General features: G+C 69.9%; 19 protein-coding genes and 1 tRNA gene. 7 read left to right on the top strand and 13 right to left on the bottom strand.

Annotated features, from left to right (window positions below; genetic code table 11):
• Window positions 1–115 precede the first annotated feature (115 nt).
• The 6 genes from rho to argS all read right to left on the bottom strand — a co-directional run bounded on the left by rho (window position 116) and on the right by argS (window position 9,200).
• Window positions 116–2,269 carry a transcription termination factor Rho gene (gene rho / locus ACEXHE_RS00880; RefSeq protein WP_374784393.1) on the bottom strand — a complete coding sequence of 718 codons (2,154 nt, stop codon included), beginning with the start codon at window positions 2,267–2,269 and terminating at the stop codon, window positions 116–118.
• 317 nt (window positions 2,270–2,586) lie between these two features.
• Complete coding sequence (gene thrB / locus ACEXHE_RS00875) at window positions 2,587–3,573, bottom strand: homoserine kinase (RefSeq protein WP_374784392.1); 987 nt, start codon at window positions 3,571–3,573, stop codon at window positions 2,587–2,589.
• Window positions 3,573–4,685: a threonine synthase gene (thrC, locus tag ACEXHE_RS00870; RefSeq protein ID WP_260062566.1), complete on the bottom strand. Its 1,113-nt coding sequence runs from the start codon at window positions 4,683–4,685 to the stop codon at window positions 3,573–3,575. Before thrC ends, thrB begins: the two co-directional genes overlap by 1 nt.
• A gap of 2 nt (window positions 4,686–4,687) precedes the next feature.
• A complete protein-coding gene (locus tag ACEXHE_RS00865; protein ID WP_374784391.1) occupies window positions 4,688–6,028 on the bottom strand; it encodes a homoserine dehydrogenase in 1,341 nt (446 codons plus the stop codon).
• A 26-nt stretch (window positions 6,029–6,054) separates the two neighbouring features.
• On the bottom strand, window positions 6,055–7,539 hold the full coding sequence (locus tag ACEXHE_RS00860; protein WP_374784390.1) for a diaminopimelate decarboxylase family protein: 1,485 nt from the start codon (window positions 7,537–7,539) through the stop codon (window positions 6,055–6,057).
• Window positions 7,539–9,200 (bottom strand): arginine--tRNA ligase, encoded by a 1,662-nt coding sequence (gene argS / locus ACEXHE_RS00855; RefSeq protein ID WP_285180149.1) that lies wholly within the window; start codon window positions 9,198–9,200, stop codon window positions 7,539–7,541. The genes ACEXHE_RS00860 and argS overlap by 1 nt, the downstream gene beginning before the upstream one ends.
• Before the next feature lie 153 nt (window positions 9,201–9,353).
• Here argS and ACEXHE_RS00850 point away from each other — a divergent pair.
• The 5 genes from ACEXHE_RS00850 to ACEXHE_RS00830 all read left to right on the top strand — a co-directional run bounded on the left by ACEXHE_RS00850 (window position 9,354) and on the right by ACEXHE_RS00830 (window position 14,093).
• Window positions 9,354–9,429 (top strand) — tRNA-Arg (locus ACEXHE_RS00850).
• Window positions 9,430–9,532: 103 nt separating this feature from the next.
• Window positions 9,533–10,693 (top strand): hypothetical protein, encoded by a 1,161-nt coding sequence (locus ACEXHE_RS00845; RefSeq protein ID WP_374784389.1) that lies wholly within the window; start codon window positions 9,533–9,535, stop codon window positions 10,691–10,693.
• A gap of 64 nt (window positions 10,694–10,757) precedes the next feature.
• The gene (locus ACEXHE_RS00840; RefSeq protein ID WP_218154304.1) at window positions 10,758–11,345 is read left to right on the top strand and encodes a DNA-3-methyladenine glycosylase I; all 588 of its coding nucleotides are present in this window, start codon (window positions 10,758–10,760) and stop codon (window positions 11,343–11,345) included.
• A gap of 220 nt (window positions 11,346–11,565) precedes the next feature.
• Complete coding sequence (locus ACEXHE_RS00835; protein ID WP_091694723.1) at window positions 11,566–12,969, top strand: NAD-dependent succinate-semialdehyde dehydrogenase; 1,404 nt, start codon at window positions 11,566–11,568, stop codon at window positions 12,967–12,969.
• 182 nt (window positions 12,970–13,151) lie between these two features.
• Window positions 13,152–14,093 (top strand): N-acetyltransferase, encoded by a 942-nt coding sequence (locus tag ACEXHE_RS00830; protein WP_177227818.1) that lies wholly within the window; start codon window positions 13,152–13,154, stop codon window positions 14,091–14,093.
• 100 nt (window positions 14,094–14,193) lie between these two features.
• Here the strand turns inward: ACEXHE_RS00830 and putP are convergent, their stop codons facing one another.
• Window positions 14,194–15,717 carry a sodium/proline symporter PutP gene (gene putP / locus ACEXHE_RS00825; protein ID WP_374784388.1) on the bottom strand — a complete coding sequence of 508 codons (1,524 nt, stop codon included), beginning with the start codon at window positions 15,715–15,717 and terminating at the stop codon, window positions 14,194–14,196.
• Between the two features lie 245 nt (window positions 15,718–15,962).
• On the opposite strand from putP, the gene hrpA reads away from it, so the two are divergent.
• Window positions 15,963–20,123 carry an ATP-dependent RNA helicase HrpA gene (hrpA, locus tag ACEXHE_RS00820; RefSeq protein WP_374784387.1) on the top strand — a complete coding sequence of 1,387 codons (4,161 nt, stop codon included), beginning with the start codon at window positions 15,963–15,965 and terminating at the stop codon, window positions 20,121–20,123.
• Window positions 20,124–20,154: 31 nt separating this feature from the next.
• Here hrpA and ACEXHE_RS00815 read toward each other — a convergent pair whose 3' ends face one another.
• From ACEXHE_RS00815 to ACEXHE_RS00805, 3 genes are read right to left on the bottom strand one after another with little or no spacing between them, the layout of a single operon-like run.
• On the bottom strand, window positions 20,155–20,592 hold the full coding sequence (locus tag ACEXHE_RS00815) for an HIT family protein (RefSeq protein WP_091694739.1): 438 nt from the start codon (window positions 20,590–20,592) through the stop codon (window positions 20,155–20,157).
• Between the two features lie 57 nt (window positions 20,593–20,649).
• Window positions 20,650–21,594, bottom strand: a complete 945-nt coding sequence (locus ACEXHE_RS00810) for a sulfurtransferase (RefSeq protein WP_285180084.1) — start codon at window positions 21,592–21,594, stop codon at window positions 20,650–20,652.
• On the bottom strand, window positions 21,591–22,376 hold the full coding sequence (locus ACEXHE_RS00805; protein ID WP_374784386.1) for an MBL fold metallo-hydrolase: 786 nt from the start codon (window positions 22,374–22,376) through the stop codon (window positions 21,591–21,593). The genes ACEXHE_RS00810 and ACEXHE_RS00805 overlap by 4 nt, the downstream gene beginning before the upstream one ends.
• 37 nt (window positions 22,377–22,413) lie before the next feature.
• Between ACEXHE_RS00805 and ACEXHE_RS00800 the strand changes: the two genes are divergently transcribed.
• Entirely contained in the window at window positions 22,414–22,911 is a 498-nt protein-coding gene (locus tag ACEXHE_RS00800) for a Fur family transcriptional regulator (protein ID WP_374784385.1), read from the top strand.
• Here the strand turns inward: ACEXHE_RS00800 and ACEXHE_RS00795 are convergent.
• From ACEXHE_RS00795 to ACEXHE_RS00785, 3 genes are read right to left on the bottom strand one after another with little or no spacing between them, the layout of a single operon-like run.
• Window positions 22,839–23,720: a metal ABC transporter ATP-binding protein gene (locus ACEXHE_RS00795; RefSeq protein ID WP_374784384.1), complete on the bottom strand. Its 882-nt coding sequence runs from the start codon at window positions 23,718–23,720 to the stop codon at window positions 22,839–22,841. The genes ACEXHE_RS00800 and ACEXHE_RS00795 overlap by 73 nt on opposite strands.
• The gene (locus ACEXHE_RS00790) at window positions 23,710–24,594 is read right to left on the bottom strand and encodes an iron chelate uptake ABC transporter family permease subunit (RefSeq protein WP_374784383.1); all 885 of its coding nucleotides are present in this window, start codon (window positions 24,592–24,594) and stop codon (window positions 23,710–23,712) included. Before ACEXHE_RS00790 ends, ACEXHE_RS00795 begins: the two co-directional genes overlap by 11 nt.
• Window positions 24,595–24,607: 13 nt before the next feature.
• Complete coding sequence (locus ACEXHE_RS00785; protein WP_374784382.1) at window positions 24,608–25,681, bottom strand: metal ABC transporter substrate-binding protein; 1,074 nt, start codon at window positions 25,679–25,681, stop codon at window positions 24,608–24,610.
• Window positions 25,682–25,702: the final 21 nt, after the last annotated feature.

The raw sequence follows: 25,702 nt of genomic DNA, 5'->3' as shown, positions 1-25,702 counted from the left end.
CTGGGAGGGGGTCGGGTCAGCGGGATCTGCAGAGACGGGTCGACCCCCGTCCCTCCGCGGTGACCACCGGTGGAGCCGGTGGGTCTGCGGAAGGCCGGGGGCCGCCGTCGGGGTCCTAGTCCTCGCCCTTGAGTCCCAGAGTGGTCTTGGAGACCAGCATGAGGAACTCGGCGTTGGACTGGGTGTCCTTGATCTTGTTGGTGAGCAGCTCCAGCGCCTGCTGGGTGTCCAGACCCGAGAGCACGCGACGCAGCTTCCACATGATCTTGACCTCTTCGGAGGAGAGCAGGTTCTCCTCGCGCCGGGTGCCGGAGGCGTTGACGTCCACCGCCGGGAAGATGCGCTTGTCCGCCAGCTGACGGGACAGGCGCAGCTCCATGTTGCCGGTGCCCTTGAACTCCTCGAAGATGACCTCGTCCATCTTGGATCCGGTCTCCACCAGAGCCGTGGCCAGGATGGTCAGCGAGCCGCCGTTCTCGATGTTGCGGGCGGCGCCGAAGAACCGCTTGGGCGGGTACAGGGCCGAGGAGTCCACACCGCCGGAGAGGATGCGGCCCGAGGCGGGAGCGGCCAGGTTGTAGGCACGGCCCAGACGGGTCATGGAGTCCAGGAGCACGACGACGTCACGCCCCATCTCCACGAGTCGCTTGGCGCGCTCGATGGCCAGTTCCGCCACGGTGGTGTGGTCATCTGCAGGGCGGTCGAAGGTGGAGGCGATGACCTCGCCCTTGACCGAACGCTGCATGTCGGTCACCTCCTCCGGACGCTCGTCCACCAGCACCATCATCAGGTGCACCTCAGGGTTGTTGGTGGTGATCGCGTTGGCGATGGACTGCAGGATCATGGTCTTGCCCGCCTTGGGGGGCGAGACGATCAGACCGCGCTGGCCCTTGCCGATGGGCGCCACCAGATCGATCACGCGCGGACCGATCTTCTTGGGCTCGGTCTCCAGGCGCAGCCGCTCCTGCGGGTACAGCGGCACCAGCTTGGAGAAGTCCTGACGAGTGGGGTTCTCCTCGGCCGGCTGCCCGTTGACGCTGGTCAGCTTGATCAGCGCATTGAACTTCTGGCGGTTGGAGTTGTTCTGGCTCTCGCCCTCACGGGGTGCACGGATGGCGCCCATCACGGCGTCGCCCTTGCGCAGCCCGTACTTCTTGACCATGGACAGCGAGACGTAGACGTCGTTCTGACCGGGCAGGTAGCCGGAGGTGCGGACGAAGGCGTAGTTGTCCAGCACGTCCAGAATGCCGGCCACGGGCAGCAGGACATCATCCTCGGTCAGCTCGGTGTCATCCACCTCGGGGCCGCCGCGGCCACGACGGTTGCGTCCGCGCTCGTTGCGATCCTGGCGATCGTTGCGGTTGCGGTTGCGGCGGTTGCGGCGCGAGCCGCCCTCGTCGTCGCGGTCGTTGCGGTTCTGACGGTCGTTGCGGTCACCGCGGTTCGAGGAGCCGCCCTGATCGCTGCGGTCATGGCGATCCTGACGATCGTCGTTGCGCTGGGAACGCTCGCCGCGGTCGTTCCGGTCGGACTTCTCGTTGCGGTCCTGGCGATCCTGACGGTCATCCTGGCGATCGCCCCGGTTCGACCGGTCGTTGCGGCTGCGGCGTTCCCCGCGCTCGCCGCGGCCGCGGCCGTTCTGGTCCTGCTCGGAGGACTCCCCGCCGGTGTTCTGGTCCTGTCCGCCCTGCTCCTGCGGAGCGGACTGCTCCTGACCGGACGGGCCGGAGCCCTGCTGGTCCTGCTGACCACGGGAGGAACGCCCACGGCGGCTGCGGCCGGAGGGCTGGGCCTGACCACCCTGCTCCTCGGTCGAGGCGGCCTGCTGGTCCCCAGCGGTGGACTCGGAGCCGGACTCCTGGGCCGGAGCGGACTCGGCCGCACCGGCGGGCGACTCGGCCCGGCGTCCGCGCGAACGGCGGCCCCGAGTGGGAGCGGACTCGCCCTCACCGGCGGATTCGGCCAGAGCAGACGATGCGGGAGCGGACTCGGCCCCGCCCTGGTCGGCGGTCTTCTCGGCGGAGTCCTCGCTCGAGGCGGCGGAGCTGCGCTGGGCGGCCTCACGGTCGGCGACGGCGCCGCCGCGCTGATGACGTGAGATGGCCTCGACCAGATCGGACTTGCGCATGCGCGAGCCGCCGGTGATGCCGAGCTGCGAGGCCAGAGCCTGCAGCTGGGCCAGCTTGAGGCCGGCCAACCCGTTCGAGGCGGCCGGGCGCTGCGCGGCAGAGTCCTCGGTGCTCACGGGGGTGTCAGTGGTGTCGGTCACGAAGGTTTCCTTCTCCCTCGTCAGGCAGGTCTGTCGCACGGAGCGAGCCTGCTGGTGTTGTCCGGCCGCCGCACAGGATCGTGCTGCAGAAGACCGGGATGCAGATCCACCCATCCGGCGGTCCGGACGGTGGGGGCGGCACCGGCTGGTGCCTGTTCAGACCACAGGAGCGCCTGCTGGCGCGTGCCGGGTCTGAGGGGAATGACGTTCACACGGGACTCCGTGGCCAAGGGGCCGACACCGAGAAGAGGTGCAGTGCGGATCCCGTCAACGTCCCCGCTGCTCTCCGGAGTGGCGCAGGGCCGACCGGTTCGTTCTCAGCGGTGTCCCTTCACCTTAGCACCCGTGCGGTCCACGGGCAGAACGCTGACACGCCACTGCTGTTCCGAGCCGGCGGTGGCCTCGCGGATATGCCGCTCGGCCCGCTCGGCCTGCTCTGCGCCCGAGGTCAGCACCAGCACGGTGGGCCCGGCACCGGACACCACGGCGGCCAGCTCCTCCGCCCTCAGGGAATGCACCAGGGCCAGGGACTCGGGCATGGCGGGAGCTCGGTGCTCCTGGTGCAGCCGGTCCTCGGTGGCTGCCAGCAGCACGCTGGGGTCTGTGGTCAGCCCGTGCACCAGCAGGGCGGCACGGCCGGCGTTGGCGGCGGCGTCAGCATGCGGGACCTGAGCCGGGAGCAGTCCACGGGCGGTCTCCGTGCTCAACGGCTCCGAGGGCACAGCGACCACCGGGACCAGCTGTGCGTGCGGCTCCAGCCGCACGGAGCGGTACCCGGCCGGATCCTGCCAGGACAGGGCCAGGCCCCCGCTCAGGGCGGGCGCCACATTGTCCGGGTGGCCCTCCAGTTCGGAGGCGGCGTCCAGGACCTGTTCCTCGGTGGATCGATCCTCCAGGGGCAGCAGCGCCTGGGCGATCAGCACCGCCGTGGCGTGGGCGGTGGCCGAGGAGCCCAGTCCACGCCCGTGGGGAATCCGATTGTGGGCGGTCAGCTGCAGTCCGCCCAGGTCCCATCCCGCGCCCGCCAGCTGCGCACGCACCGTGGTGATGATCAGGTGCCGGCCATCCGTGGGCAGGTGGCCGGCGCCCTCCCCGGTGATCTCAGCGTGGAAGCCCTCGCCGGCCTCCATGGTGCGCACGGTGACCTCATCGCGCAGCTCCAGTGCCAGGCCCATGGTGTCGAATCCCGGTCCGAGGTTGGCCGAGGTGGCCGGAACGGAGACGGTGACCTCGATCCCGGCCGGCAGCGTGCGCCGTCGTCGGGACTCTGCTGGGGGGCCCGGCACCGCTGGTGAGGTGCCCATCAGACCAGCCCCAGGGCCTCGGCCACCGAGACGACGTCATAGTCCACCTTCTGGGGGGTGACATCGGAGCCGTCCGCGTTCTTCAGCGCCCACTGGGGGTCCTTCAGACCGTGCCCCGTGACGGTGATGACCCAGCGCTTGCCGGCCGGGACGTTGCCCAGGGCATGGTGCTTGATCAATCCGGCCACGCCTGCGGCCGAGGCGGGCTCGACGAAGACACCCTCCTTGGAGGAGAGCCAGCGGTGGGCCTCCAGGATCTCCTCGTCGGTGACGGAGTCGATGATGCCGCCGGACTCGTCACGGGCGGCCTCGGCCTGCTCCCACGAGGCCGGGTTGCCGATCCGAATGGCGGTGGCCACGGTGTCCGGCTCGGTCACCGGGTGACCCAGCACGATCGGTGCGGCACCGGCGGCCTGGAAGCCCCACATGACAGGGGTCTTGGTGGACACGGCCGGGAGCTCCTCGTCCGAGGTCCCCTCATGAGGGTTGACGTAGGGGGCCGCGTATTCGCGGTAGCCCTTCCAGTAGGCGGTGATGTTGCCGGCATTGCCGACGGGCAGCAGGTGATAGTCCGGGGCGTCGCCGAGGGCGTCCACCACCTCGAAGGCACCGGTCTTCTGCCCTTCGATGCGCGCCGGGTTCACCGAGTTGACCAGGAACACCGGGTAGTTCTCGGCCAGCTTGCGCGCCACGTCCAGGCAGTTGTCGAAGTTGCCGTCCACCTGCAGCAGGGTGGCGCCGTGGGCGATGGCCTGGGAGAGCTTGCCCAGGGCGATCTTGCCGTCCGGGACCAGCACCGCGCAGGTCAGACCGGCCTGGGTGGCGTAGGCGGCGGCCGAGGCAGAGGTGTTGCCGGTGGAGGCGCAGACCACGGCCTTCGCCCCCTGCTCCACGGCGGCGGTGATGGCCATCGTCATGCCCCGGTCCTTGAAGGAGCCGGTGGGGTTCATCCCCTCGAACTTCACCCAGACCTCGCCCTGGACCAGCTCAGACAGCGCCGGTGCAGGGATCAGCGGGGTGCCGCCCTCGCCCAGGGTGACGATCCGGGTCTGCTCGGTCACGGGCAGACGATCGGCGTATTCGCGGACCACTCCGCGCCACTGGTGTGCCATGGTCAGTTGCCTTCCACTCGCAGGACGGAGATCACATCGGTGACCACGTCCAGGGCCGTCAGTTCGGCCACGGTCTGCTCCAGGTCCCGCTCCAGGGCCCGGTGGGTGATGAAACGCAGGGAGGACTCGGCCTCGGCATGCCCGGAGTGTCCCTCCGGCAGCGGCACCTGGCGCATGGCCTCGATCGAGACGCCGTGCTGGGCGAAGACACCGGCGGTCTGAGCCAGCACACCGGCCTGGTCCTTGACCTCCAGCACCACCAGGTAGCTGGTGGTGGCCTCCCCCACCGGCAGCGCCGGAAGGGTGGCCTGCGGGGTGTGGGTGCGGCCCGGTCCCCCGCGCACCAGACGACGGGCGATGGAGACGGTGTCCCCCATGACGGCGCTGGCGGTGGGCGCTCCTCCGGCCCCGGGGCCGTAGAACATCAGCTCGCCGGCGTTCTCCGCCTCCACGAACACGGCGTTGAACGCCCCGTGGACCGCGGCCAGGGGGTGCTGACGGGGCAGCAGCGTGGGATGCACGCGCAGCACAGCTCCCTCCGTGGAGTCAGCTCCGTCCCCGCCCGGCGTGGTGATGCGCTCGGCAATGGCCAGCAGCTTGATGACATAGCCGGCCTCAGCGGCCGCCTCGTTGTCTGCGGCGGTGATGGCGGTGATGCCCTCGCAGTGGACCTGGTCCAGGGTGAACGGCGCATGGAAGGCCAGGTTGGCCAGGATGGCGGCCTTGGCGGCGGCGTCATGCCCCTCCACGTCCGCCGTGGGATCGGCCTCGGCGTAGCCCAGGCGCTGGGCCTCGGCCAGGGCGTCGTCGAAGGTCGCCCCGGTGGTGTCCATCTGGTCCAGGATGTAGTTCGTGGTGCCGTTGGCGATGCCCATGATCCGTGTGACGCGGTCGCCGGAGAGGGAGTCCCGCAACGGACGCAGGATGGGGATGGCACCGGCCACGGAGGCCTCGAAGGACAGCTGGGTGCCGGCCTCGGCCGCGGCCCGGTACAGTTCCGAGCCGTGCTGGGCCAACAGAGCTTTGTTGCCGGTCACCACGGCGGCGCCGCGGGAGATGGCCCGCTGGATCAGCGACTTCGCCGGCTCGATCCCGCCCAGCAGCTCGATCACGATGTCCGCCTGGTCCACCAGGGCCTCGGCGTCGGTGGTGTAGAGCTCACCGGGCAGCTGATACTCGCGCTCGGCGTCGGTGCGGCGCACGAACACGCCGACCAGCTCGAGACGTGCCCCGACGCGGGCCTGGAGCATCTCGGCGTCCTCGGTGAGGATCCGCGCCACCTGGGAGCCGACGTTGCCGGCACCCAGCAGGGCGATCTTGAGGGGCTCGTGCGTGGTGGTCAATGGTCCTCCGTAGGAATCGGTCGGTCTCACTCGGTCTCGCGGGCGAAAAGGTCGTCCTCGGTCTCGCGGCGGATGATCAGCCGAGAGACACCGTCCTTGACGGCGACGACGGCCGGCCGGGTGAGCAGGTTGTAATTGCTGGACAGGGCATGGCAGTAGGCGCCGGTGGCAGGCACGGCCAGCAGGTCACCGCGCTGCAGGTCCTCCGGCAGGTAGGCGTCTCGCACCACGATGTCCCCGGACTCGCAGTGCTTGCCGACCACCCGTGAGAGGACGGGGGTCGCCTCGGTGGTCCGTGAGGCCAGGACGGCGGTGTAGTCGGCGTCGTAGAGCACGGGACGGGGGTTGTCGCTCATCCCGCCGTCCACGGCCACGTAGCGCCGGGGGAACGTCCCGTCCGCATGGTCCACGGCCACGGTCTTGCGCACGCCCACGGTGTACAGGCTCAGTCCGGCCGGACCGGAGATGGCCCGGCCCGGTTCGATCGAGATCCGGGGGCAGCGCATCTGCAGCCGCTCACAGACCGCGCGGACCACCGCGGCCAAGGCCGTGGCGATCTGCTCGGGTGCACGAGGTTCGTCGGCGCTGGTGTAGGCGATGCCGTGGCCGCCGCCCAGGTCCAGCTCCTCCAGCTCCACCCCGTGGTCCTGGCGGATGGCGGCCAGGAAGGTCAGCAGCCGTTCGGCGGCCAGGGCGAAGCCGTCAGCCTCGAAGATCTGGGATCCGATGTGGCAGTGCAGGCCCCGCAGCTCGATCGAGGGAGCGGCCAGCGCCTGGGCCACGGCCTGGGCCGCCGGAGACTTTCCAGGGATCGGCCCGTCCCACCGCTGCGCATCGGCGGAGAGGTCCGGGTCCTGCCCCTCGGTGAAGGAGGAGTCGGCCATGGACAGACCGAACTTCTGGTCCTCGTGGGCGGTGGCGATGAACTCGTGGGTGTGCGCGTGCACGCCCGGTGTCAGCCGCAGCATCACCGGTGCGGTGAGACCTGCCTCCTGCGCCAGCTCGGCGAGACGGGTCAGCTCATCCAGGGAGTCCACCACGATCCGGCCCACCCCGACCTCCAGGGCGCGGCGCAGTTCGTCATCAGACTTGTTGTTGCCGTGCAGGCCGATGCGAGCGGGGTCCACCCCGGCCCGCAGCGCCACGGCCAGCTCCCCGCCGGAGGCGGTGTCCAGACACAGGCCCTCCTCCGCGATCCAGCGGGCCACCGGGGTGGCCAGGAAGGACTTGCCGGCGTAGTAGACGTCCACTCCCCCGCACAGGTCCTCGAATGCGGCGTCGAAGGCATCACGGAAGCATCGGGCACGGGCCCGGAAGTCGTCCTCGTCCACCACCAGCAGCGGGGTTCCGTAGTCGGCTGCGAGCTGGGAGGCGGGGATGCCCTGCACCGCCAGCTGGCCGTCGTCGTGCCGGCTCACTCCGGAGGAGAAGATCACCGGGTCCAGGGCGTTGCCGTCCTCGGGGACCTGCAGCCAGTCCGGTGCCAGGGGCGAGGCGGCGTGGGCGGCCATCACATCCGCTCCGGGGCGGAGACGCCCAGCAGCGCCAGGCCATTGGCCAGGACCTGGGCGGTGGCCTCGTTGAGCCACAGACGGGTGCGGTTCAGATCCGAGATCTCCCCGGGGCCGTCCTCACCGGCCACCGGGACGATCCGGCAGGCCGCATACCAGGAGTGGTAGGCCGAGGCCAGCAGCTCCAGATGCCGGGCCACCCGGTGCGGCTCGCGCAGCTTGGCGGCCTGGCCCACGACCGAGGGGAACTCGCCCAGACGGGCCAACAGCTCGGACTCGGTGGGGTCGGTGAGCAGCGCGGCGTCGAACGCCCCCCGGTCCACGCCGGCGGCCTCTGCGGTGCGCGCGGCACCGCGGGTGCGGGCATGGGCGTACTGCACGTAGAACACCGGGTTGTCATTGGTGCGGGACTGCAGCACCTCGGGATCGATGGTGATCGGCGAGTCCGCGGGATACCGGGCCAGCGAATAGCGCAGCGCGTCCTTGCCCAGCCACTGGACCAGGTCCTTGAGCTCGATGATGTTGCCGGCACGCTTGGAGAGCTTGGCGCCGTTGACCGAGATCAGTTGGCCGATGAGGATCTCGATGTTGTGGTCTGGGTCGTCGCCGGCGCAGGCGGCGATGGCCTTGAGCCGTCCCACATAGCCGTGGTGGTCGGCGCCGAGCAGATAGATCTTCTCCGGGAAGCCGCGGTCCTTCTTGGAGAGGTAGTACGCGGCGTCGGCGGCGAAGTAGGTGGGTTCACCGTTGGCGCGGATCAGCACGCGGTCCTTGTCATCGCCGAAGTCAGTGGTGCGCAGCCAGACGGCGCCGTCCCGGTCCTCGATGTGGCCCTGCTCCCGAAGCCGGGCCACGGCGTCCTCGATCGCACCGGACTCGTGCAGATCCTTCTCCGAGAACCAGACGTCGAAGTGGACGTCGAAGGCATCCAGGGTGTCCCGGATGTCCTGGAGCTGAAAACGGTAGGCGGACTCCCGGATGACCGGCAGGGCGGCCTCCTCGGTCAGATTGCGCACGTCCGGGTGCTCGGTGAGCACCTGATCGGCCAGCTCCTGGACGTAGGCGCCGGGGTACCCGCCCTCCGGCACGGGCAGGCCGTGCAGGCGGTTGTAGACAGACTGGGCGAAGACGTTCATCTGCGAACCGGCGTCGTTGATGTAGTACTCGGCAGTGACATCCGCGCCGGAGGCCGCCAGCAGGCGTGCGATCGAGTCACCCAAGGCCGCCCAGCGGGTGTGGCCGATGTGCAGCGGACCCGTGGGGTTGGCGGAGACGAACTCCATGTTCACGGTGCGTCCGGCCAGCACCGCGTTGCGGCCGTACTCCGCTCCGGCCTCCACGATGGCCCGAGCCAGCTCGCCGGCGGCGGCTGCGTCCAGGGTGATGTTGAGGAACCCGGGTCCGGCGATGTCCACCGAGGCGATGCCGTCACGGTCCTGCACACGGGTGGCCAGCACGGTGGCGAACTCGCGCGGGTTCATCCCCGCCTTCTTGGACAGCTGCAGCGCTACATTGGTGGCCCAGTCTCCGTGCTCGCGGCTCTTGGGTCGCTCCACCTTCACGGTGGCCGGGACGTCAGCGGCGTCCAGAGAGATCTCGCCGGCGTCGATGGACTCGCGCAGGCAGGCAGAGAGCAGGGAGGAGAGTTCTTCGGGGGTCACCTGCCACATTCTAGGGTTCTGGCGCTGGCCCTCCCCAATCCGATGCCTCCCGTGACGCGGCCGGGATGCGTCCGCCCCCGCGATCCCTCCGCGTCGATTCGGTGCCACCGGGCGCGACGGTGTACTGTGGTCGAGTCCCGTCACGGGACCCCCGCCTCCGTAGCTCAGGGGATAGAGCGTCTGCCTCCGGAGCAGAAGGCCGCAGGTTCGAATCCTGCCGGGGGCACCATTCTCTGACCTTCCCCTCCCTCACCTCCGTGCAGCCGTGGGCTGCCGACCGAGCTGACGTGGCCGTCGTCGGGATGGCCCTCAACAGTGGCAGAGTGGAGGGAATGACCTCCACCGCAGCACCGCACTCCTCCGCCCTCGCGGGGCGCCCCCTCTCGACGACAGGCATGGTCCTGGGCGTGGCGGCCACGTTCATCGGCACCACGATCGGTGCTGGCTATGCCTCGGGTCAGGAGATCCTGCAGTACTTCGTCAGCTTCGGTGTGTGGGGCGGGATCGGAGCCCTGCTGATCGCCGGCCTGCTCTTCTTCGTGCTCTCGGCCACAGTGCTCACCCTGGCCCACCGGCTGCGCACCCAGGACATCCACGATCTGGTCAATCCCACCTCCAGCCGCTGGCCCACTCGGTTCGCGGACCTGTGCATCACGGTCTCGCTGCTGGGCACCCTGGTGATCATGCTCGCCGGGGCCGGAGCCGCCCTGACCGGGCCGTTGGGCGTGCCGCCCCTGATCGGCGCGCTGATCATGGCCGGGGTCTGCGTGCTCAGCGTGCTGGCCGGGGTGACCGGGCTGGTGCGCGTGCAGCAGGCCGTGGTGCCGGTGATCATCGTGGTGGCCCTGGGAGTGGCGATCTGGGCGATCCTGACACCGGAGGCGCCCACTGGCCAGGACGCCACGGCCCTGGTGAACTCCTCCCCGCTGATCAACACCTGGTGGATGTCCGGCATCCTCTACGTGGCGTTCAACATCCAGCTGGCCTACGCCGTGCTCGCCCCGGTGGGCGCCGCAGCGGTCTCCGGCCGGGGTCTGCGCCGCGGCGCGCTCCTCGGGGCGTTGGCCCTGGTGGCCATGGCGGGGGCGATCATGGCGGCACTGAGGGTCAATGCCTCGGTGGTGGGCCAGGCCGAGCTGCCCATGGTGGATCTGGCGGCGCGCATCGGCCCGTGGGCCTCCTTCCTGTTCCTGGCCGTGCTGCTGCTGGCACAGTTCACCACCGCGGTCTCCTGCCTGTTCGGCTCCGTCCAGCGTCTGCGCCGAGTGCACGCCCTGCGCCGGCTCCCGGTGTGGACCGTGGCGGCCGGCACGGCCCTGGTCACGGCGGTGCTCTCCGGCGTGGGCTTCTCCCAGCTGGTCGGGATCGTCTATCCGCTGCTGGGCTACGCGGGGATCGTGATCATCGTGATGCTGCTGGTCACCGCAGCCCTGCACCGACGGCGCCGGCGGGCGTCCTCCACCTCCGCACCGGAGCCCACCCGTGCCGGCTGAACAGGATCCTCAGACCGCTCCGGTCTCGGTTCCTTCCCCTGCCTCCCCGGTCTCCCCTGACCTGGTGAGGGGCGACGACGGCCGGCTGCGTCCGGCATGGGCGTCCGGGGACGCTCTGCTCCGGGAGTACTACGACACCGAGTGGGGCATGCCGGTGCGCGATGAACGGGGACTGTTCGAGCGGCTGAGCCTGGAGGCGTTCCAGTCAGGCCTGAGCTGGGCGATCATCCTGCGCAAGCGCGAGGCGTTCCGTGCCGCCTTCACTGGTTTCGACCCCGAGGCGGTGGCGCAGTTCGGCGACGCCGACGTGGAGCGGCTGCTGGCCGACGCCGGGATCGTGCGCAACCGGGCCAAGATCCTGGCCACCATCGGCAATGCCCGAGCCACCCTGGCCCTGCGCGAGGACCCTGACCTGCCCGGTGACCTGCCCCAGCTGCTCTGGTCCTTCCAGCCTGCCAGCACCCCGGCGCCGATGACCGTGGCTGAGGTCCCCACGCAGTCCGCGGAGTCGGCCGCGCTGGCCCGGGAGCTCAAGCGCCGGGGGTTCCGCTTCGTCGGCCCCACCACCGCCTACGCACTGATGGAAGCCGTGGGGATGGTGGACACCCATCTGGTGGGGTCCTGGAGGCGGGGCACCTCCGGGGTGTGGTGACGGGGCCGTCGTCGGGAGTCCGCCCCAGCGCCCGGCCCTCCCCGTGGTTCAGGTTCCGCAGCGTCCACTGACAGCGAAAATGAACGCCGTTCACCGTGCGCTGGTTCACTTCACCGGCCAAAACGGCAAGGATGGACCTTGATGGGAGAACCGCTGTGCGGCGACTCCCTCCCCCGTCCGGATCACCCCGGGCGCCGCTGGACCCATCAAGGAGTGACACATGAGCGCACCATCCACTGCAGACCTGGGCTACCGCACCCAGAACCCCGCCACCGGCGAGGTGGAGAAGCAGTTCGACACCGCCACGGACGAGCAGATCCAGCAGGCGCTGGAGAAGTCCCAGAAGGCCTACCAGGAGTGGTCCAAGCGGCCCATGTCCGAGCGTGCGGCCATCGTGAAGAAGGTCGCCTCCCTCTTCACCGAGCGGCGCAAGGAGCTGGCCCAGCTGGCCGCCCGCGAGATGGGCAAGCCGGCCAATGAGGGCAGCGGCGAGGCTCGGTTCTGCGACGCCATCTTCTCCTACTACGCCGACAACGGCGAGGAGCTGACCAAGGACCAGGTCGTCAAGGACATCGACGGGCAGAAGGCCGTGATCGAGCGGCTGCCGATCGGCCCGCTGCTGGGCATCATGCCCTGGAACTACCCCTACTACCAGGTGGCCCGCTTCGCTGCACCGAACCTGGTCCTGGGCAACACCATCATCCTCAAGCACGCTGAGATCTGCCCGCAGTCGGCCCTGGCCATCCAGCAGATCATGGACGACGCCGGAGTGCCCGAGGGCGTGTACCAGAACGTCTTCGCCACCCACGACCAGATCTCCACGATCATCGCCGACCCGCGCATCCAAGGCATCTCGCTGACCGGCTCTGAGCGTGCCGGTGCCTCCGTGGCCGAGCAGGCCGGACGCCACCTGAAGAAGGTCGTGCTGGAGCTGGGCGGCTCCGATCCCTACGTGGTGCTCTCCGCCGAGGACCCCAAGGCCGCCGCCGAGGAGGCCCTGGCCATCCGTCTGGAGAACACCGGCCAGGCCTGCAACTCCAACAAGCGCATGATCGTCATGGATGACATCTACGACGACTACGTGGCCGGCCTGGTGGAGAAGGCCAAGGCCCTGAAGCCCGGCGATCCGCTGAACCCGCAGGAGGGCACCTACGGGCCGCTCTCCTCCGAGGCCGCCGCGAACGCCCTGGTGGAGCAGATCGAGGACGCCGTCAAGAACGGCGCCACCCTGCACGCCGGCGGCAAGCGCGTGGACGGACCCGGCTACTACGTGGAGCCCGCTGTGCTGACCGGAGTCACCAAGGAGGCTCGCGCCTACTACGAGGAGCTGTTCGGTCCGGCCGCCGTGGTCTACCAGGTCACCTCGGATGAGGAGGCGCTGGAGCTGGCCAACGATACCCCCTTCGGTCTGGGCGGTGCCGTGTTCGCCACCGAGGACGGCCGCGCGGAGAAGCTTGCCTCGAAGCTGCAGGTGGGCATGGCCAACGCCAACGCCTACGCCGCAGAGGGCGCCGAGATGCCCTTCGGCGGTGTCAAGCGCTCCGGCTACGGCCGCGAGCTCGGCCCGCTGGGCATGGAGGAGTTCGTGAACAAGCGCCTCTATTACGTGGTGGACGAGGACTGACCCTCCCTGCCCCATGGAGGGGTTCCGTTCCCCCGGCCTGACCGGCCGGTGCGGATTCCCGACGACGCCCGGTGCCTTCCAGCAAGAAGGCACCGGGCGTCGTGGCGTCCGGAGGCGTCGAGATGTCCGGGAGGCGCGGGTCACCGAAGGCTGCGGACACGGCGCGTGCCAGAATGAGGACCATGAGCGACTCCGAGACCTTCGCGCTGACCTCACCCGCCGAGGGACCTGTTGCCCTGAACCAGTCCTGGCTCGGCTCGGATCGGCTGCTGGAGTGGATCATCGCCTGCCAGTCCGATCCAGCCACGGGCACCGCCTACCTCGGGGGCACCGCGGAGGGGGTGCGGGCCGAGCTGGAAGGCCTGGACCAGGACTGGACGGACACCGTCCGCGTGGTCACCGTCCAGGGCCAGCCGGTGGCCGCGTGCGCCGTGGAGTGGGACGAGGAGCCCGCCACCGCGTGGATCCAGGGCCCCTGGGGCAGCGAGGATGCCGTAGAGACCTGGGGTGAGCCACTGATGGCAGCCATGGTGGAGCAGCTGCCCGCTGAGATCACCACCCTGGAGATCTGCGGCGAGGTCCGCAACTCAGCCATGGCAGACCTGGCGGATCGGTTGGGGTGGCAGCCCACGGAGGTGAACCACGCCATGGTGCTGCCGGTGGAGGCTGCACGGTCTGTGGTGAAGGAGCTGGGCAGTGTCCTGTCGACCGTGACCGTACGGGATGTCCTCGAGGATGACCTGCCCAGTCTGGCGCATCTGCATGAGTCCGAGTTCCCGGACGCCTATGCCACCACCTCGCAGCTGCTGACACGCCACCTCACCGTGGTGACCACGCAGGACGAGCAGGTGCTCGGATACGCCAGCGGACAGATCCAGGACGACGGCCAGGCCTACATCGACTTCACCGCGGTGGATCCTGCCGCACGCCGCCGAGGACTGGGGCGGACCTTGATCCTGGCGCTGACCGGTCGCCTGGTGGAGACGGCTGATCCTGATCGCCTGACCCATGTGCACCTGACCGTGCAAGAGGAGAAGACCTCCGCCCGTGCGCTGTATGAGTCCGTGGGATTCAGAACCGATGTCTCCCTCCGCGGCTACCGAGGCCCCCGGCCGCTGGACTGACCTCGGCCATCATGCCGGCCCCGGCACAGCAGTGGCCCGCTCCCCCGAGGAGAGCGGGCCACTGCTTCGTGGTGGCGGGTCAGCCGTCCGAGCCAGTGGATCAGACGGCGCGCGTCGGCTCGTTGCCGGCGGCGATGGAGGCCGCCTCGTCGAACTCGGCCTCCACGCCGGGCTGGTGCTTGAAGGTCACCAGGGAGACCAGGACACCGACGATCAAGGCCAGCAGGAATCCGGGGACGATCTCGTAGAGGGCGAAGCCCTCCCAGACCTCGTCCGAGACGTTGCCCCAGATCGCCACTACGACGGCGCCGACCACCATCGCGGCCAGGGCGCCCATGGCGGTGAAGCGCTTCCAGAACAGGGAGAGCAGGATGACCGGGCCGAAGGCGGCACCGAATCCGGCCCAGGCGAAGCCGACCAGCTCGAGCACGCTGGACTCCGGGTCCAGGGCGAGCAGTCCGGCGATCACGGCGACCACCAGCACACCGCCGCGACCCATCCACATCTGGCGCTGGGGGGTGGCCTCCTTGCCGAAGATCTTGTACAGGTCCTCCACCAGGGCGGAGGAGCAGACGATCAGCTGCGAGGAGACGGTGGACATGATCGCGGCCAGCACGGCGGCCAGGACGAAGCCGGCGACCAGCGGGTGGAACAGCACCTGGCTCAGCACCAGGAAGACGGTCTCAGGGTCGTCCAGGGTGGTGGGGTTGGCCTGGAAGTAGGCCAGTCCGACCACGGCGGTCATCACGGCGCCCAGGGCGCAGATAGCCATCCAGGCCACGCCGATGCGACGTCCGACGGCGGCCTCCTTGGCCGAGCGCAGGGCCATGAAGCGCACGATGATGTGTGGCTGACCGAAGTAGCCCAGGCCCCAGGCCAGAGCGGAGATGGTGCCGATCCAGGTGGCGTTGGCGAAGAGCGAGAGGTGGTCCACACCCTCGCCGGAGGCGGCGTCGACCGCGCGGACCGAGTCCACGATGGCATCCCAGCCGCCCATGGTGACGATGGTGGCCACCGGCACGGCGATCAGTGCCAGCAGCATCATCAGCCCCTGGACGACATCGGTCAGGGAGGCACCCAGGAAGCCGCCGAACAAGGTGTAGGCCACGGTGATGGCAGCGACCAGCAGCATGCCGAAGAGGTAGGTGGAGCCGAAGGAGGACTCGAAGAACTTGCCGCCGGCCACCATGCCCGAGGAGACGTAGAAGGTGAAGAAGGCCAGGATGATCAGTCCGGAGACGATCCGCAGGAGGCGGGTGCGATCACGGAAGCGGTTCTCCAGGAAGGAGGGCACCGTGATCGAGTTGTTGGAGACCTCGGTGTAGGAGCGCAGGCGCGGAGCCACGAACTTCCAGTTCAGCCAGGCGCCGACGGTCAGGCCGATGGCGATCCAGGCCTCCACCAGCCCGGCGGCGTAGACCGCGCCGGGCAGGCCCATCAGCAGCCAGCCGGACATGTCCGAGGCGCCGGCGGACAGCGCGGCCACCCCCGGGGACATCCTGCGTCCGGCCAGCATGTAGTCGTCCAGGTCGTTGTTCTTCCGTGAGGCCCACAGCCCGATGCCCAGCATCGCGGCGAAGTACAGCCCGACGGCGATGATCTTGAAGATCTGATCCTGATCCATCAAGGATTCCTCTCGCGTCGTTCAGTTCTGTCTGGTCTGTCTCGGTGCACTGTCGCCCGGGGTTCCGGGCACAGGTCGGCCCGGGGACAACAGGATTTGACGTCTACCGTTCCATGATTCTTTCTCGATGGCTAATCGGGCAGATCGGATCACCTGATCAGAATCAATGCAGATTTCGTGCTGACTCGGCCCTGTCAGGTGACGGCAGAGCCCAGGGCACCGGCCACCGTAGACTGGCCGGTGCCATGTCACAGCCTGCGATCGCACCCCAGATCACCTATCCCGAGCACCTGCCGGTCTCTGCCCGCCGGGACGAGATCAAGGAGGCGATCGAGCGTCACCAGGTGGTCGTCGTCGCCGGTGAGACCGGGTCCGGCAAGACCACCCAGCTGCCCAAGATGTGCCTGGAGCTGGGCCTGACCGAGCACGGGATGATCGGGCACACTCAGCCCCGCCGTATCGCGGCACGATCTGTGGCCGAGCGCCTGGCCCACGAGCTGGACACCGAGATCGGGCGCACGGTCGGCTATCAGGTCCGCTTCACCGCCGAGACCTCGAAGCAGACCCAGGTCAAGGTGATGACCGACGGCATCCTGCTGGCCGAGATCCAGCAGGACCGGATGCTCTCGCGGTACAGCGTGATCATCATCGACGAGGCTCACGAACGCTCTCTGAACATCGACTTCCTGCTGGGCTACCTGCAGCGGCTGCTCCCCCAGCGTCCGGATCTGAAGGTCATCATCACCTCGGCCACGATCGATCCAGACTCCTTCGCCCGCCACTTCGGCCGGCCCCTGACCGAGCAGGACTCCGGGCAGGACCGCGAGCGCGCGGTGGACGGGGTCGTCCCCGCCCCGGTGATCGAGGTGTCCGGCCGCACCTTCCCCGTGGAGATCCGCTACCGTCCCCTCTCCGCACCGGCGGAAGCGGATGACGAGTACGAGGAGACCGACGACGCCGAGGAGACCCGCGACCCGGTGGACGCGGTCTGCGATGCCGTGGACGAGCTCTCCCGGGAGGCACCGGGAGACATCCTGGTGTTCTTCCCCGGCGAGCGCGAGATCCGAGATGCGGCCGAGGCCCTGGCTCCGCGCGTGGCGGCCAATCGGCGACTGGCCGGCACCGAGATCCTGCCGCTCTACGGTCGGCTCTCCATGGCCGAGCAGCACCGGGTGTTCAGCACGGGAACGACACGGCGGATCGTGCTGGCCACGAATGTGGCCGAGACGTCGCTGACCGTGCCGGGCATCAAGTACGTGATCGACACCGGCACCGCGCGCATCTCCCGCTACTCACACCGCACCAAGGTCCAGCGGCTGCCGATCGAGCGGATCAGCCAGGCCAGTGCCAACCAGCGCTCGGGCCGCTCCGGCCGCACCAGCGACGGCATCGCCATCAGGCTGTACTCGGAGGAGGACTTCGCCTCCCGCCCGGAGTTCACCGACCCGGAGATCCTGCGCACCAATCTGGCCGCCGTGATCCTGCAGATGTGCGCCATGGGCGTGGCCCGGACCCCAGCGGATGTGGCCGACTTCCCGTTCCTGCAGCCCCCGGACACCCGTCAGGTCACCGACGGCGCCACCCTGCTCACCGAGCTGGGCGCCCTGAACTCCGGTCAGCCGGAGCGGGATGCGCAGGGCCGGACCCGCACCTTCCCCAAGGGCACCATCACTCCGGTGGGGCGGAAGCTGGCACGGCTGCCCGTGGACCCCCGTCTGGGCCGGATGATCCTGGAGTCCGGCACCCAGGGATGCGTGCGCGAGGTCATGGTCCTGGCAGCGGCGCTGACCATCCAGGATCCCCGCGAGCGTCCCACCGAACAGCGGGCCGCCGCGGATGAGCAGCACGCGCGCTTCACGGATGCGAACTCGGACTTCACCGGGCTGCTGAACCTGTGGGCGTATCTGCGCGATCAGCAGAAGGAGCTCTCCGGCAACCAGTTCCGCAGGATGTGCCGCGCCGAGCACATCAACTATCTGCGGGTGCGCGAGTGGCAGGACCTGGTCCAGCAGCTGCGCCAGCTGGCGAAGTCCGTGGACATCTCGGTCTCGGCCGGCCCCGTGGACCCGGTGGGTCAGCATGAACCGGTGCACCGCTCCATCCTCACCGGCCTGCTCTCGCACATCGGCTCCTGGGACGAACGCAGGCGGGAGTACGCCGGCGCTCGGAACACCCGGTTCGCGGTGTTCCCCGGCTCGGCGCTGTTCAAGAAGAGGCACCCGTTCGTGATGGCCGCCGAACTGGTGGAGACTTCCCGGCTCTGGGCCCGCATGGTGGCCAGGATCGAGCCGGAGTGGGCGGAGGAGGCCGCCGGGTCCCTGGCCAAGCACACCTACAACGAGCCGCACTGGTCCCGCCGCGCCGGCTCCGTGGTGGCCCGGGAGAAGGTCACGCTGTTCGGGGTCACCCTCATCCCGGACCGCGCGGTGCGCTACGGGAGGATCGACCCGGGCCTCTCCCGTGAGCTGTTCATCCGGCACGCCCTGGTGGAGGGCGACTGGCGCACCCGGCACCGCTTCTATGCCCGCAATCAGCAGGCCCTGGCCGAGGTGGAGGAGCTGGAGTCCCGGCTGCGCCGGCGTGACCTGCGCATCTCAGACGAGGACCTCTTCTCCTTCTACGATGAGCGCGTCCCAGCCCATGTGGTCTCCGAACGGCACTTCGACTCCTGGTGGAAGAAGGCTCGGCATCAGACCCCGGAGCTGCTGGACATCAGTACCGAATCCCTGCTCGCTGCTGACGCCGAGGAGCTGGACACCGATCAGTTCCCCACCACCTTCCACCACCCCACGGATGGCGGTGGGATCGAGCTGGACCTGGAGTACCAGTTCAACCCGGCCGCCGGGCCGCAGGAGTCGGACGGCATCACGGTGACCATCCCGGTGCTGCTGCTGAACCAGATGGACCCCGAGCGATTCCGCTGGCTGGTGCCGGGGCTGCGCACCGAACTGGTCACCGCACTGATCCGTTCCCTGCCCAAGGCGGTGCGCAAGAACTTCGTGCCCGCCCCGGACGTGGCCCGCACGGCCGTGGAGCAGCTGGACCAGGAGGCAGATCCCCTCCACGACGATCTGCTGCCCGCCCTGGAGCTGACCCTGCGCCGGATGCGCGGCGTGGTCATCCCCCCGGACTCCTGGAACCTGACCACCGTCCCGGACCACCTGCGGATGGACTACCGCGTGGTGGACTCCCGCGGAGCCGTGGTGGGCGCCGGTCCTGACCTGGCCGCACTGCAGGATCGTCTGGCCCAGGCCAACCGCACGGCCATCGCCGAGTCCCTCGCCCAGGCCGGTGGCACCGGCCTGATTCCCGACGGCGGCGCACCGGTCCCAGCGCCCTCTCCCGGAGGGCGTGGGCCGGGCACCGGTGCCGGGCGCCGCGGTGGGAAGAACGCTGCAGGTGCCGCGGGCTCCGTGCCGGGGGGCACCCCCGGTGACCGGGGAGGCCGAGAGGCGGGGCCGTCGTCGGGAGCTCATCCAGGGGCCGGCACCTCCGCGGTGGCCGAGCGTCACGGGATGACCGCCTGGGAGGTCGGGGATCTGCCGCGCAGGGTGGAGAGCACCGTGCGGACCGGGCAGAGCGTGCAGCAGATCACCGGGTACCCGGCGCTGGTGGCCGAGACCCTGCCGGACGGATCCCCCGCGGCAGGCCTGACCGTGATGCGCACACCAGAGGACCAGCGCACCGCGCACCGTGGCGGAGTGGGCGCGCTGCTGCTGGCCCAGGTGCCCAGCCCGCAGCGCTACGTGCTGGACCACCTGGACAACCGAGAGAAGCTGACCTTCACCCAGAACCCCCACGGGTCCGTGGACCAGCTGGTGGCCGACTGCACCCGTGCGGCGATCGACCGGCTGCTGCCAGAGGATCTGCCGTACACCGAGGCCGAGTTCCGCCGGCTCTTCGAGCGGGTGCGGGCCGAACTGATCGACACCGTGTTCGCGGTGACCGCCGTGGTCGAGCGGATCCTCTCTCGGGGCGTACAGGTGCGCAAGGCCCTCAAGGGCACCGTCTCACTGGCCATGGCCCCGGCACTGAACGACATCAAGTCCCAGCTGGGGCAGCTGCTCTTCCCCGGGTTCGTGGCCACCACCGGATGGGCCCATCTGCAGCATCTGCCCCGCTACCTGGAAGGGATGCAGAAGCGGATCGAGAAGCTTCAGGCCGGCGGTGCCGTGCAGCGCGATGCCCGGGACATGGCCGTGGTCCAGGAGCTGGAGGACGCCTTCGACGCCGCCGTGCAGCAGGTGCGGGCACGCCGTCCGGGGCAGCCGATCCCGGCCGCGTTGGACCAGGTCCGATGGATGATCGAGGAGCTGCGGGTGAGCTACTTCGCCCAGGAGCTGGGCACCGCGGTCTCCGTGTCCGAGAAGCGGGTGCGCCAGGCGCTCAAGGCAGCCGCCGGCTGAACAGAGGATCGGAGGAGGCGGACAGCCCGGATCAGGCCTCGGGGACGAACTCGGCGTGACCGGCCACCCGTAGCCCGGCGCGGATCTTCTCTGCGGCGGCGTCCAGATCCGCAGGGTCCGGGTTGTTGTCCACGCGGCTCAGGTCGAAGTCGTCCAGGGAATTGGACGGCCAGACATGCACGTGCAGGTGCGGGACCTCGTAGCCGGCGATCATCAGTCCGGCCCGGCGGGCGCCGAACGCCTCCACCTGGACCCGGCCGATGGTCTGGGCCACGCGGGCCAGGTGCCCCACCAGCTCTGGGTCGGCGTCCGTCCACAGGTCCACCTCGGCACGGGGCACCACCAGGGTGTGTCCGTGGGCGATCGGCCCGATGGACAGGAAGGCCACACAGGACTCGTCCTTCCAGACGAACCGGCCGGGCAGCTCTCCGTTGATGATGCGGCTGAAGACGGTGGTCGAGGGGCTCATGGGCTTCTCCTTCGGTCGGTCTGTCTGGAATGGGGGTCGTGCGGTCTGCGACGCAGTTCAGTCCCCGGTGGCCACGGGCCGTCCGGGTGTGTGGGACCAGGCGGACCAGGACCCGGGGAACAGCGCCGCGCGGATGCCGGCGATCTGCAGGGCGGCCACCACATGGGCCGCCGTCACGCCCGAGCCGCAGTAGGCGCCGACCTCGGTCCGTCCGTCCTGACCGGCACCGAGCGCGGCGAACCGTTCTGCCAGCATCTCGGCCGGCAGGAAGCGGCCGTCCTGCCCGAGGTGAGAGGTGGCCGGGGCGTTCAGCGCGCCCGGGATGTGTCCGGCCTGTGGGTCCAGGGGCTCCTGCTCGCCGCGGAACCGTTCGGGCGCGCGGGCGTCCAGCAGCAGACCGTGCTCCGGCAAGGCGGCGGCGGCGTCGATGTCCAGCACCGGCATCCCGTCCCACCGGGTCCGGGCGGACCCGTGCACGGGGATGACCTCCCCGGCCTGCAGCGGCAGCCCGGCCTCCCGCCAGAGCTGCAGTGCCCCGTCCAGCAGATAGGCCGTGCGAATGCCCGCGTGGCGCAGCAGCCACCAGGCCCGTGCCGCCGAGGTTCCGGCGGAGTCGTCGTAGACCACCACGGTGTCGCCGTCGTCGATCCCCCACATGCGCACCGCCCGGCTGACGTCCTCGGGGCTGGGCAGGGGATGCCGCCCGTCCTGGGGTTCACCGTGGCCGGCCAGCTGATCATTGAGGGAGACGTAGACCGCCCCGGGCAGATGGCCCTGCAGGTGGTCCTCATGGGCACCGCCGCCCAGCGGTGTCCACCGCACATCCAGCAGCTTGACGGTGCCGGCCCGGGGTGCCGGGGTGGCCGGGACGAATCCGGGTCCGGTCCTCGGGGCCACCACGGACTCGGCGCGCTCGGCCGGGTCGAGGTCCACACCCAGCCAGTCGGCCAGCACCCAGGGGTCCACCAGGACCGGATCGGTGACCGGAAGCAGGCCGCTCATGCGCGTGCACCGGGCGTGGCCGTCGTCGGGAGGTCCTGGCCGGTGCCGCCCCCCGGGACCTGGACGCTCTCCCCCACTTGCAGACGGGTCAGCTCGGCGCCGTCCGCCTGGGCGAAGCCGCCGGTGAGCTTGAGATAGATGCCGTGTCCGTGCTCGCTGAGCAGGCCGTCATGCACGGGGATGAGCTGACGGGCCCCACGGGCGGCCATCAGGCGCAGGAAGTCGATGCTCTCGGAGACCTTGGCCCACGGAGCGTTGAGCGGGACCAGGACGGCGGCGGGTCGGTGCTCCCCCGGCACCGCGAAGCAGTCGCCCGGATGGTAGACAGCACCGTCCAGGACGTAGCCGATGTTGTCCACGCGGGGGATCTCCATGTGGATCATGGCGTGGTCCCCGCCCACGGTGTCCACACGGAACCCCGCCGCCTGGAACGACTCCCCCGGCACCACGGTGTGGATCTGTCCCGTGTCCGCGCCGGCCTCGGCGGCAGCGGAGCGGAGACGGTCGGCGGCGGCCTGAGGCGCGTGCAGCTGCACGTTCGGGTGCGCGGCCAGGTGGGCCAGCACGGGACCATCATCCACGTGGTCCGCATGCTCATGGGTGATCAGGATGTGGTCTGCATCCTCCAGCGCCGCCGGGACCTCGGTGAAAACGCCGGGGTCCAGCACCAGCACCTGCCCGTCCTTCTCCACGCGTACACAGGCATGCCCGAGCTTGGTCAGGGTCAGGGCGCCGGCGGCAGAGGCCTGCGTGGCGCCGGGCGCGGAGTCGGTGGTGCTCACCCGTTCAGCCTACCGACCCGCTGGTACCCTGCAAGGGATGACCGAGCAGCCCTCCACCCCCGCAGCACCCGCCTCGTCGGCGTCCTCCCGCAACACCCCCGCCCCCGTGCGGCAGCGGTCGACCCCCCAGAAGGCGGCGGTCAACCGGGTCCTGGACGAGCTGCCGGACTTCCTCTCCGCCCAGGACCTGTTCCAGCTGCTGCGTGAACGCGGCGAGAAGGTCTCTCTGGCCACGGTGTACCGGACGCTGCAGCAGCAGGTGGAGGACGGCACCGTGGACATGCTCACCCCGGACGACGGCGAGGCCCGCTACCGGCGCTGCGCCGTCGAGGAGCACCACCATCACCTGGTGTGCCGTCAGTGCGGCAGCACGGTGGAGATCCTGGCGCCCACGGTGGAGTCCTGGGCGGCCCAGACCGCCGCCGAGCACGGCTACACCTCCGTGGAGCACACCGTGGAGATCTACGGTCTGTGCCCAGCCTGCTCCGCAGAGTCCGCCGCGTCGCCTGACTCTGCCGCGTCCGACCACGCCTGACCCGCCACCACCCCGGACTCGGGCAGCACCTGCACGCCTGGCCCGCACTCCGGATCGTCGATGAACGTCCCGGCCGGACGGTGGATCGAGCCCAGACCATAGACCGACTCCAGGTTCTCCTGGGTCAGCACCTGCTCGGGCGTGCCGGAGGCCACCACGCGCCCGCCCATCAGGATCACGTGGTCGGCAGCACGCGCCTCATCCAGGTCATGCGTGGTCAGCACCACCGAATGTCCGTGGTCGGTCTCGGCGTGGATCAGGTCGTCGATGGTGCGGGCCGAGACCAGGTCCAGTCCGGTCATCGGCTCATCGAGCATCAGCAGCTCGTGGCCCTGGGCGATCCCCTGGGCCACGTACACGCGCTGGCGCTGACCCCCGGAGAGCTCGTCCAGGTGCCGGTGGGCCAGATCGGCCACGTGCATCTGCTCCATGGCCTCCTGCACCGCGGCCCGGTCCTGGCGCCGGCAGGGACGGAACCACCCCAGGGAGGGGTACCGTCCCATCCGCACCACGTCCCGCACGGTCATCGGCGTGCCCTCCGGGTACACCACGGACTGCATGACGAAGGAGATGTTGTGCCGGGCCTGCTCCACCGGCTGGCCGAACACGCGCAGGGTGCCCGAACTGGGCGTGAGCACACCGGCCATGGCCTGCAGCAGGGTGGACTTGCCCGAGCCGTTGGGCCCGATCACCGCCGTCACCGTCCCGCGCGGCACCCGGAACCCGGAGCTGCGCACCGCCAGATGGTCTCCGTGCCGCAGCACCAGACCGTCGGCCTCCACCACCCAGTCCTGGCTCTCACCGGACATCGGCGCCCACCTCCAGAGCAGATTCACGACGACGGCCCCGGGAGTTCCGCGCGGACCGCAGGGTCTCGCGGACGGCCAGGACCAGGAAGAACAGCACGATGGGCACCAGGGCCATGGTGGCCGAGCCGGCGGTGCCGATCCGGTAGCTGAGCACCAGCCCGCACCAGACCGAGAACAGGGCGATCAGCACCGACCACGCGAACATGGCCGGCACCGTGCGGGAGATCAGCGCAGCCGTGGCCGGGGGGCCCACCAGCAGGCCGAACACCAGCAGGGTGCCCACGGCCTGGAAGCTGCCGATCACCGACGTGGCGATCAGCACGAGCAGCAGCATATGGGTCAGCTGGGGCCGCATCCCCAGGGACCGGGCCTTGGGCGGGGCGAAGGACAGGGCCATCATCGGACGGTAGAGCAGCACCGCCAGGACGATCACCGCCACGGCCATGATCGACTGCACGCGGATGTCCTCCCAGCTCACCCCCAAGGCGTCGCCGAACAGGATGCTGGTCAGCGAACCGGTGTAGGAGTCCGAGCGGGAGATCATCACCACGCCCAGGGCCATCATGCCCACGAACAGCAGGCCGATCGAGGTGTCCTCCTTCAGCGTGGTGCTGCGGTGGATCAGCTCGATCCCGCCCACCATGGCCACAGCGGCGACGGCGGCGCCGAGGTAGGGCGAGAAGTCGAAGAGGACTGCGGCGGCGATCCCCGGGATCACCCCGTGCACGAAGGCGTCCCCGAAGAAGCTCATGCCGCGCAGCACCAGCCACACGCCCACGACGGAGGACATCACCGCGGCGATCATCCCGCCGATCAGGGCACGCTGCTGGAAGCCCAGAGTGAAGGGCTCAGCCAGCCAGTCGATCAGCTCCATGCGTCCAGCCCCCTCACGTCAGGGCGTCGGCGAGCGCACGGGCGTTGAAGACCATGGCCTCCGCGTAGGTCTCTGCTCCGGAGCCGGCCGGGCCGATCCCGCTCTCGTAGAGCTCCACCACGGGCACGTCGCCGACCTCCTGGGCCACGGCCTGGACGGTGCTGCTGCCGGCCCCCACGCTGGTCAGCAGGGCGTCGGCGCCGCTGTCGCGGATCTGGTCCACCAGGGCGGCCAACTCCTGCGAGGAGGGCTCAGCATCGGTGGACCCTCCGGGGATGACCACCCCGGAGACCTCCAGCCCGTAGGCGTCGGCCAGGTAGTTGTAGGCGGCATGGTCGGTGACCAGGGTGCGCCGGTCCTCGGGGATCTCAGCCAGGATCTGCGCCACCTGCTGGTCCACCTCTGCCAGGTCGGCCTTCACCTCGCCGCCGCAGTCGGCGTACCTCGGCTCGCCCGTCTGCTGGGCCAGGGCTTCACCCATCACCTCAGCGGCCTGGGCCATCCGGCCGGCGTCCATCCACACATGCGGGTCGAGCGGACCATGGTCGTGTCCGTCATGCGCGTCACCCTCAGCCTCGTCGGCGTGCTCGGCATGCTCTTCGGCCGTCTCGCCGGCATGGTCGTCATGTCCATCCACAGCGGTGAACGGCAGCGGGTCCAGCTCCGGGGCGACCTCCAGGATCGTGGCACCGTCTGCCGCGGCGTTGGACAGGGCCGCCTCCAGCCCGGCCTCCAGGCCCAGCCCGTTGGCGAAGACCATCTCGGCCCCGGCCATCTGCGCCACCTGCTGCGAGGATGCGGAGAAGTCATGCGGATCGTCCCCGGGGCCCATCACGGCCGCCGACCCCGTGCCGACGCAGTCGGTGATCTGGCCCAGCACGCTGCCCAGCTGGGTCGTGGTGGCCACCGCCACCACCTCTCCCTGAGGAGCGCTCGAGGTGGCCTCAGCCCCCTCCGGTGAGGTGCCGCCGTCGTGACCTGCGCCGCAGGCCGAGAGGGTCAGCAGGGCAGTCAGGCCCAGCGCGCCAGGCATCAGGGCACGACGACGGCCACGCACCAGGGCGGGCACGCTCGGGGAGTGCGTCATGGGGGTTCCTTCCCGGCCGGA

The organism is Micrococcus sp. IITD107 (genome assembly GCF_041927415.1).
GTDB classification, from domain to species: domain Bacteria; phylum Actinomycetota; class Actinomycetes; order Actinomycetales; family Micrococcaceae; genus Citricoccus; species Citricoccus terreus.
This window is presented reverse-complemented; position numbering and strand designations above follow the sequence as displayed.

Coding starts and splice junctions, on each gene's coding strand:
- ACEXHE_RS00830 (WP_177227818.1), top strand. CDS start 13,152: ATGAGCGACTCCGAGACCTTCGCGCTGACCTCACCCGCCGAGGGACCT.
- ACEXHE_RS00785 (WP_374784382.1), bottom strand. CDS start 25,681: ATGACGCACTCCCCGAGCGTGCCCGCCCTGGTGCGTGGCCGTCGTCGT.
- ACEXHE_RS00835 (WP_091694723.1), top strand. CDS start 11,566: ATGAGCGCACCATCCACTGCAGACCTGGGCTACCGCACCCAGAACCCC.
- hrpA (WP_374784387.1), top strand. CDS start 15,963: ATGTCACAGCCTGCGATCGCACCCCAGATCACCTATCCCGAGCACCTG.
- ACEXHE_RS00800 (WP_374784385.1), top strand. CDS start 22,414: ATGACCGAGCAGCCCTCCACCCCCGCAGCACCCGCCTCGTCGGCGTCC.
- thrB (WP_374784392.1), bottom strand. CDS start 3,573: ATGGGCACCTCACCAGCGGTGCCGGGCCCCCCAGCAGAGTCCCGACGA.
- ACEXHE_RS00790 (WP_374784383.1), bottom strand. CDS start 24,594: ATGGAGCTGATCGACTGGCTGGCTGAGCCCTTCACTCTGGGCTTCCAG.
- ACEXHE_RS00795 (WP_374784384.1), bottom strand. CDS start 23,720: ATGTCCGGTGAGAGCCAGGACTGGGTGGTGGAGGCCGACGGTCTGGTG.
- ACEXHE_RS00810 (WP_285180084.1), bottom strand. CDS start 21,594: ATGAGCGGCCTGCTTCCGGTCACCGATCCGGTCCTGGTGGACCCCTGG.
- putP (WP_374784388.1), bottom strand. CDS start 15,717: ATGGATCAGGATCAGATCTTCAAGATCATCGCCGTCGGGCTGTACTTC.
- ACEXHE_RS00815 (WP_091694739.1), bottom strand. CDS start 20,592: ATGAGCCCCTCGACCACCGTCTTCAGCCGCATCATCAACGGAGAGCTG.
- ACEXHE_RS00845 (WP_374784389.1), top strand. CDS start 9,533: ATGACCTCCACCGCAGCACCGCACTCCTCCGCCCTCGCGGGGCGCCCC.
- thrC (WP_260062566.1), bottom strand. CDS start 4,685: ATGGCACACCAGTGGCGCGGAGTGGTCCGCGAATACGCCGATCGTCTG.
- ACEXHE_RS00860 (WP_374784390.1), bottom strand. CDS start 7,539: ATGGCCGCCCACGCCGCCTCGCCCCTGGCACCGGACTGGCTGCAGGTC.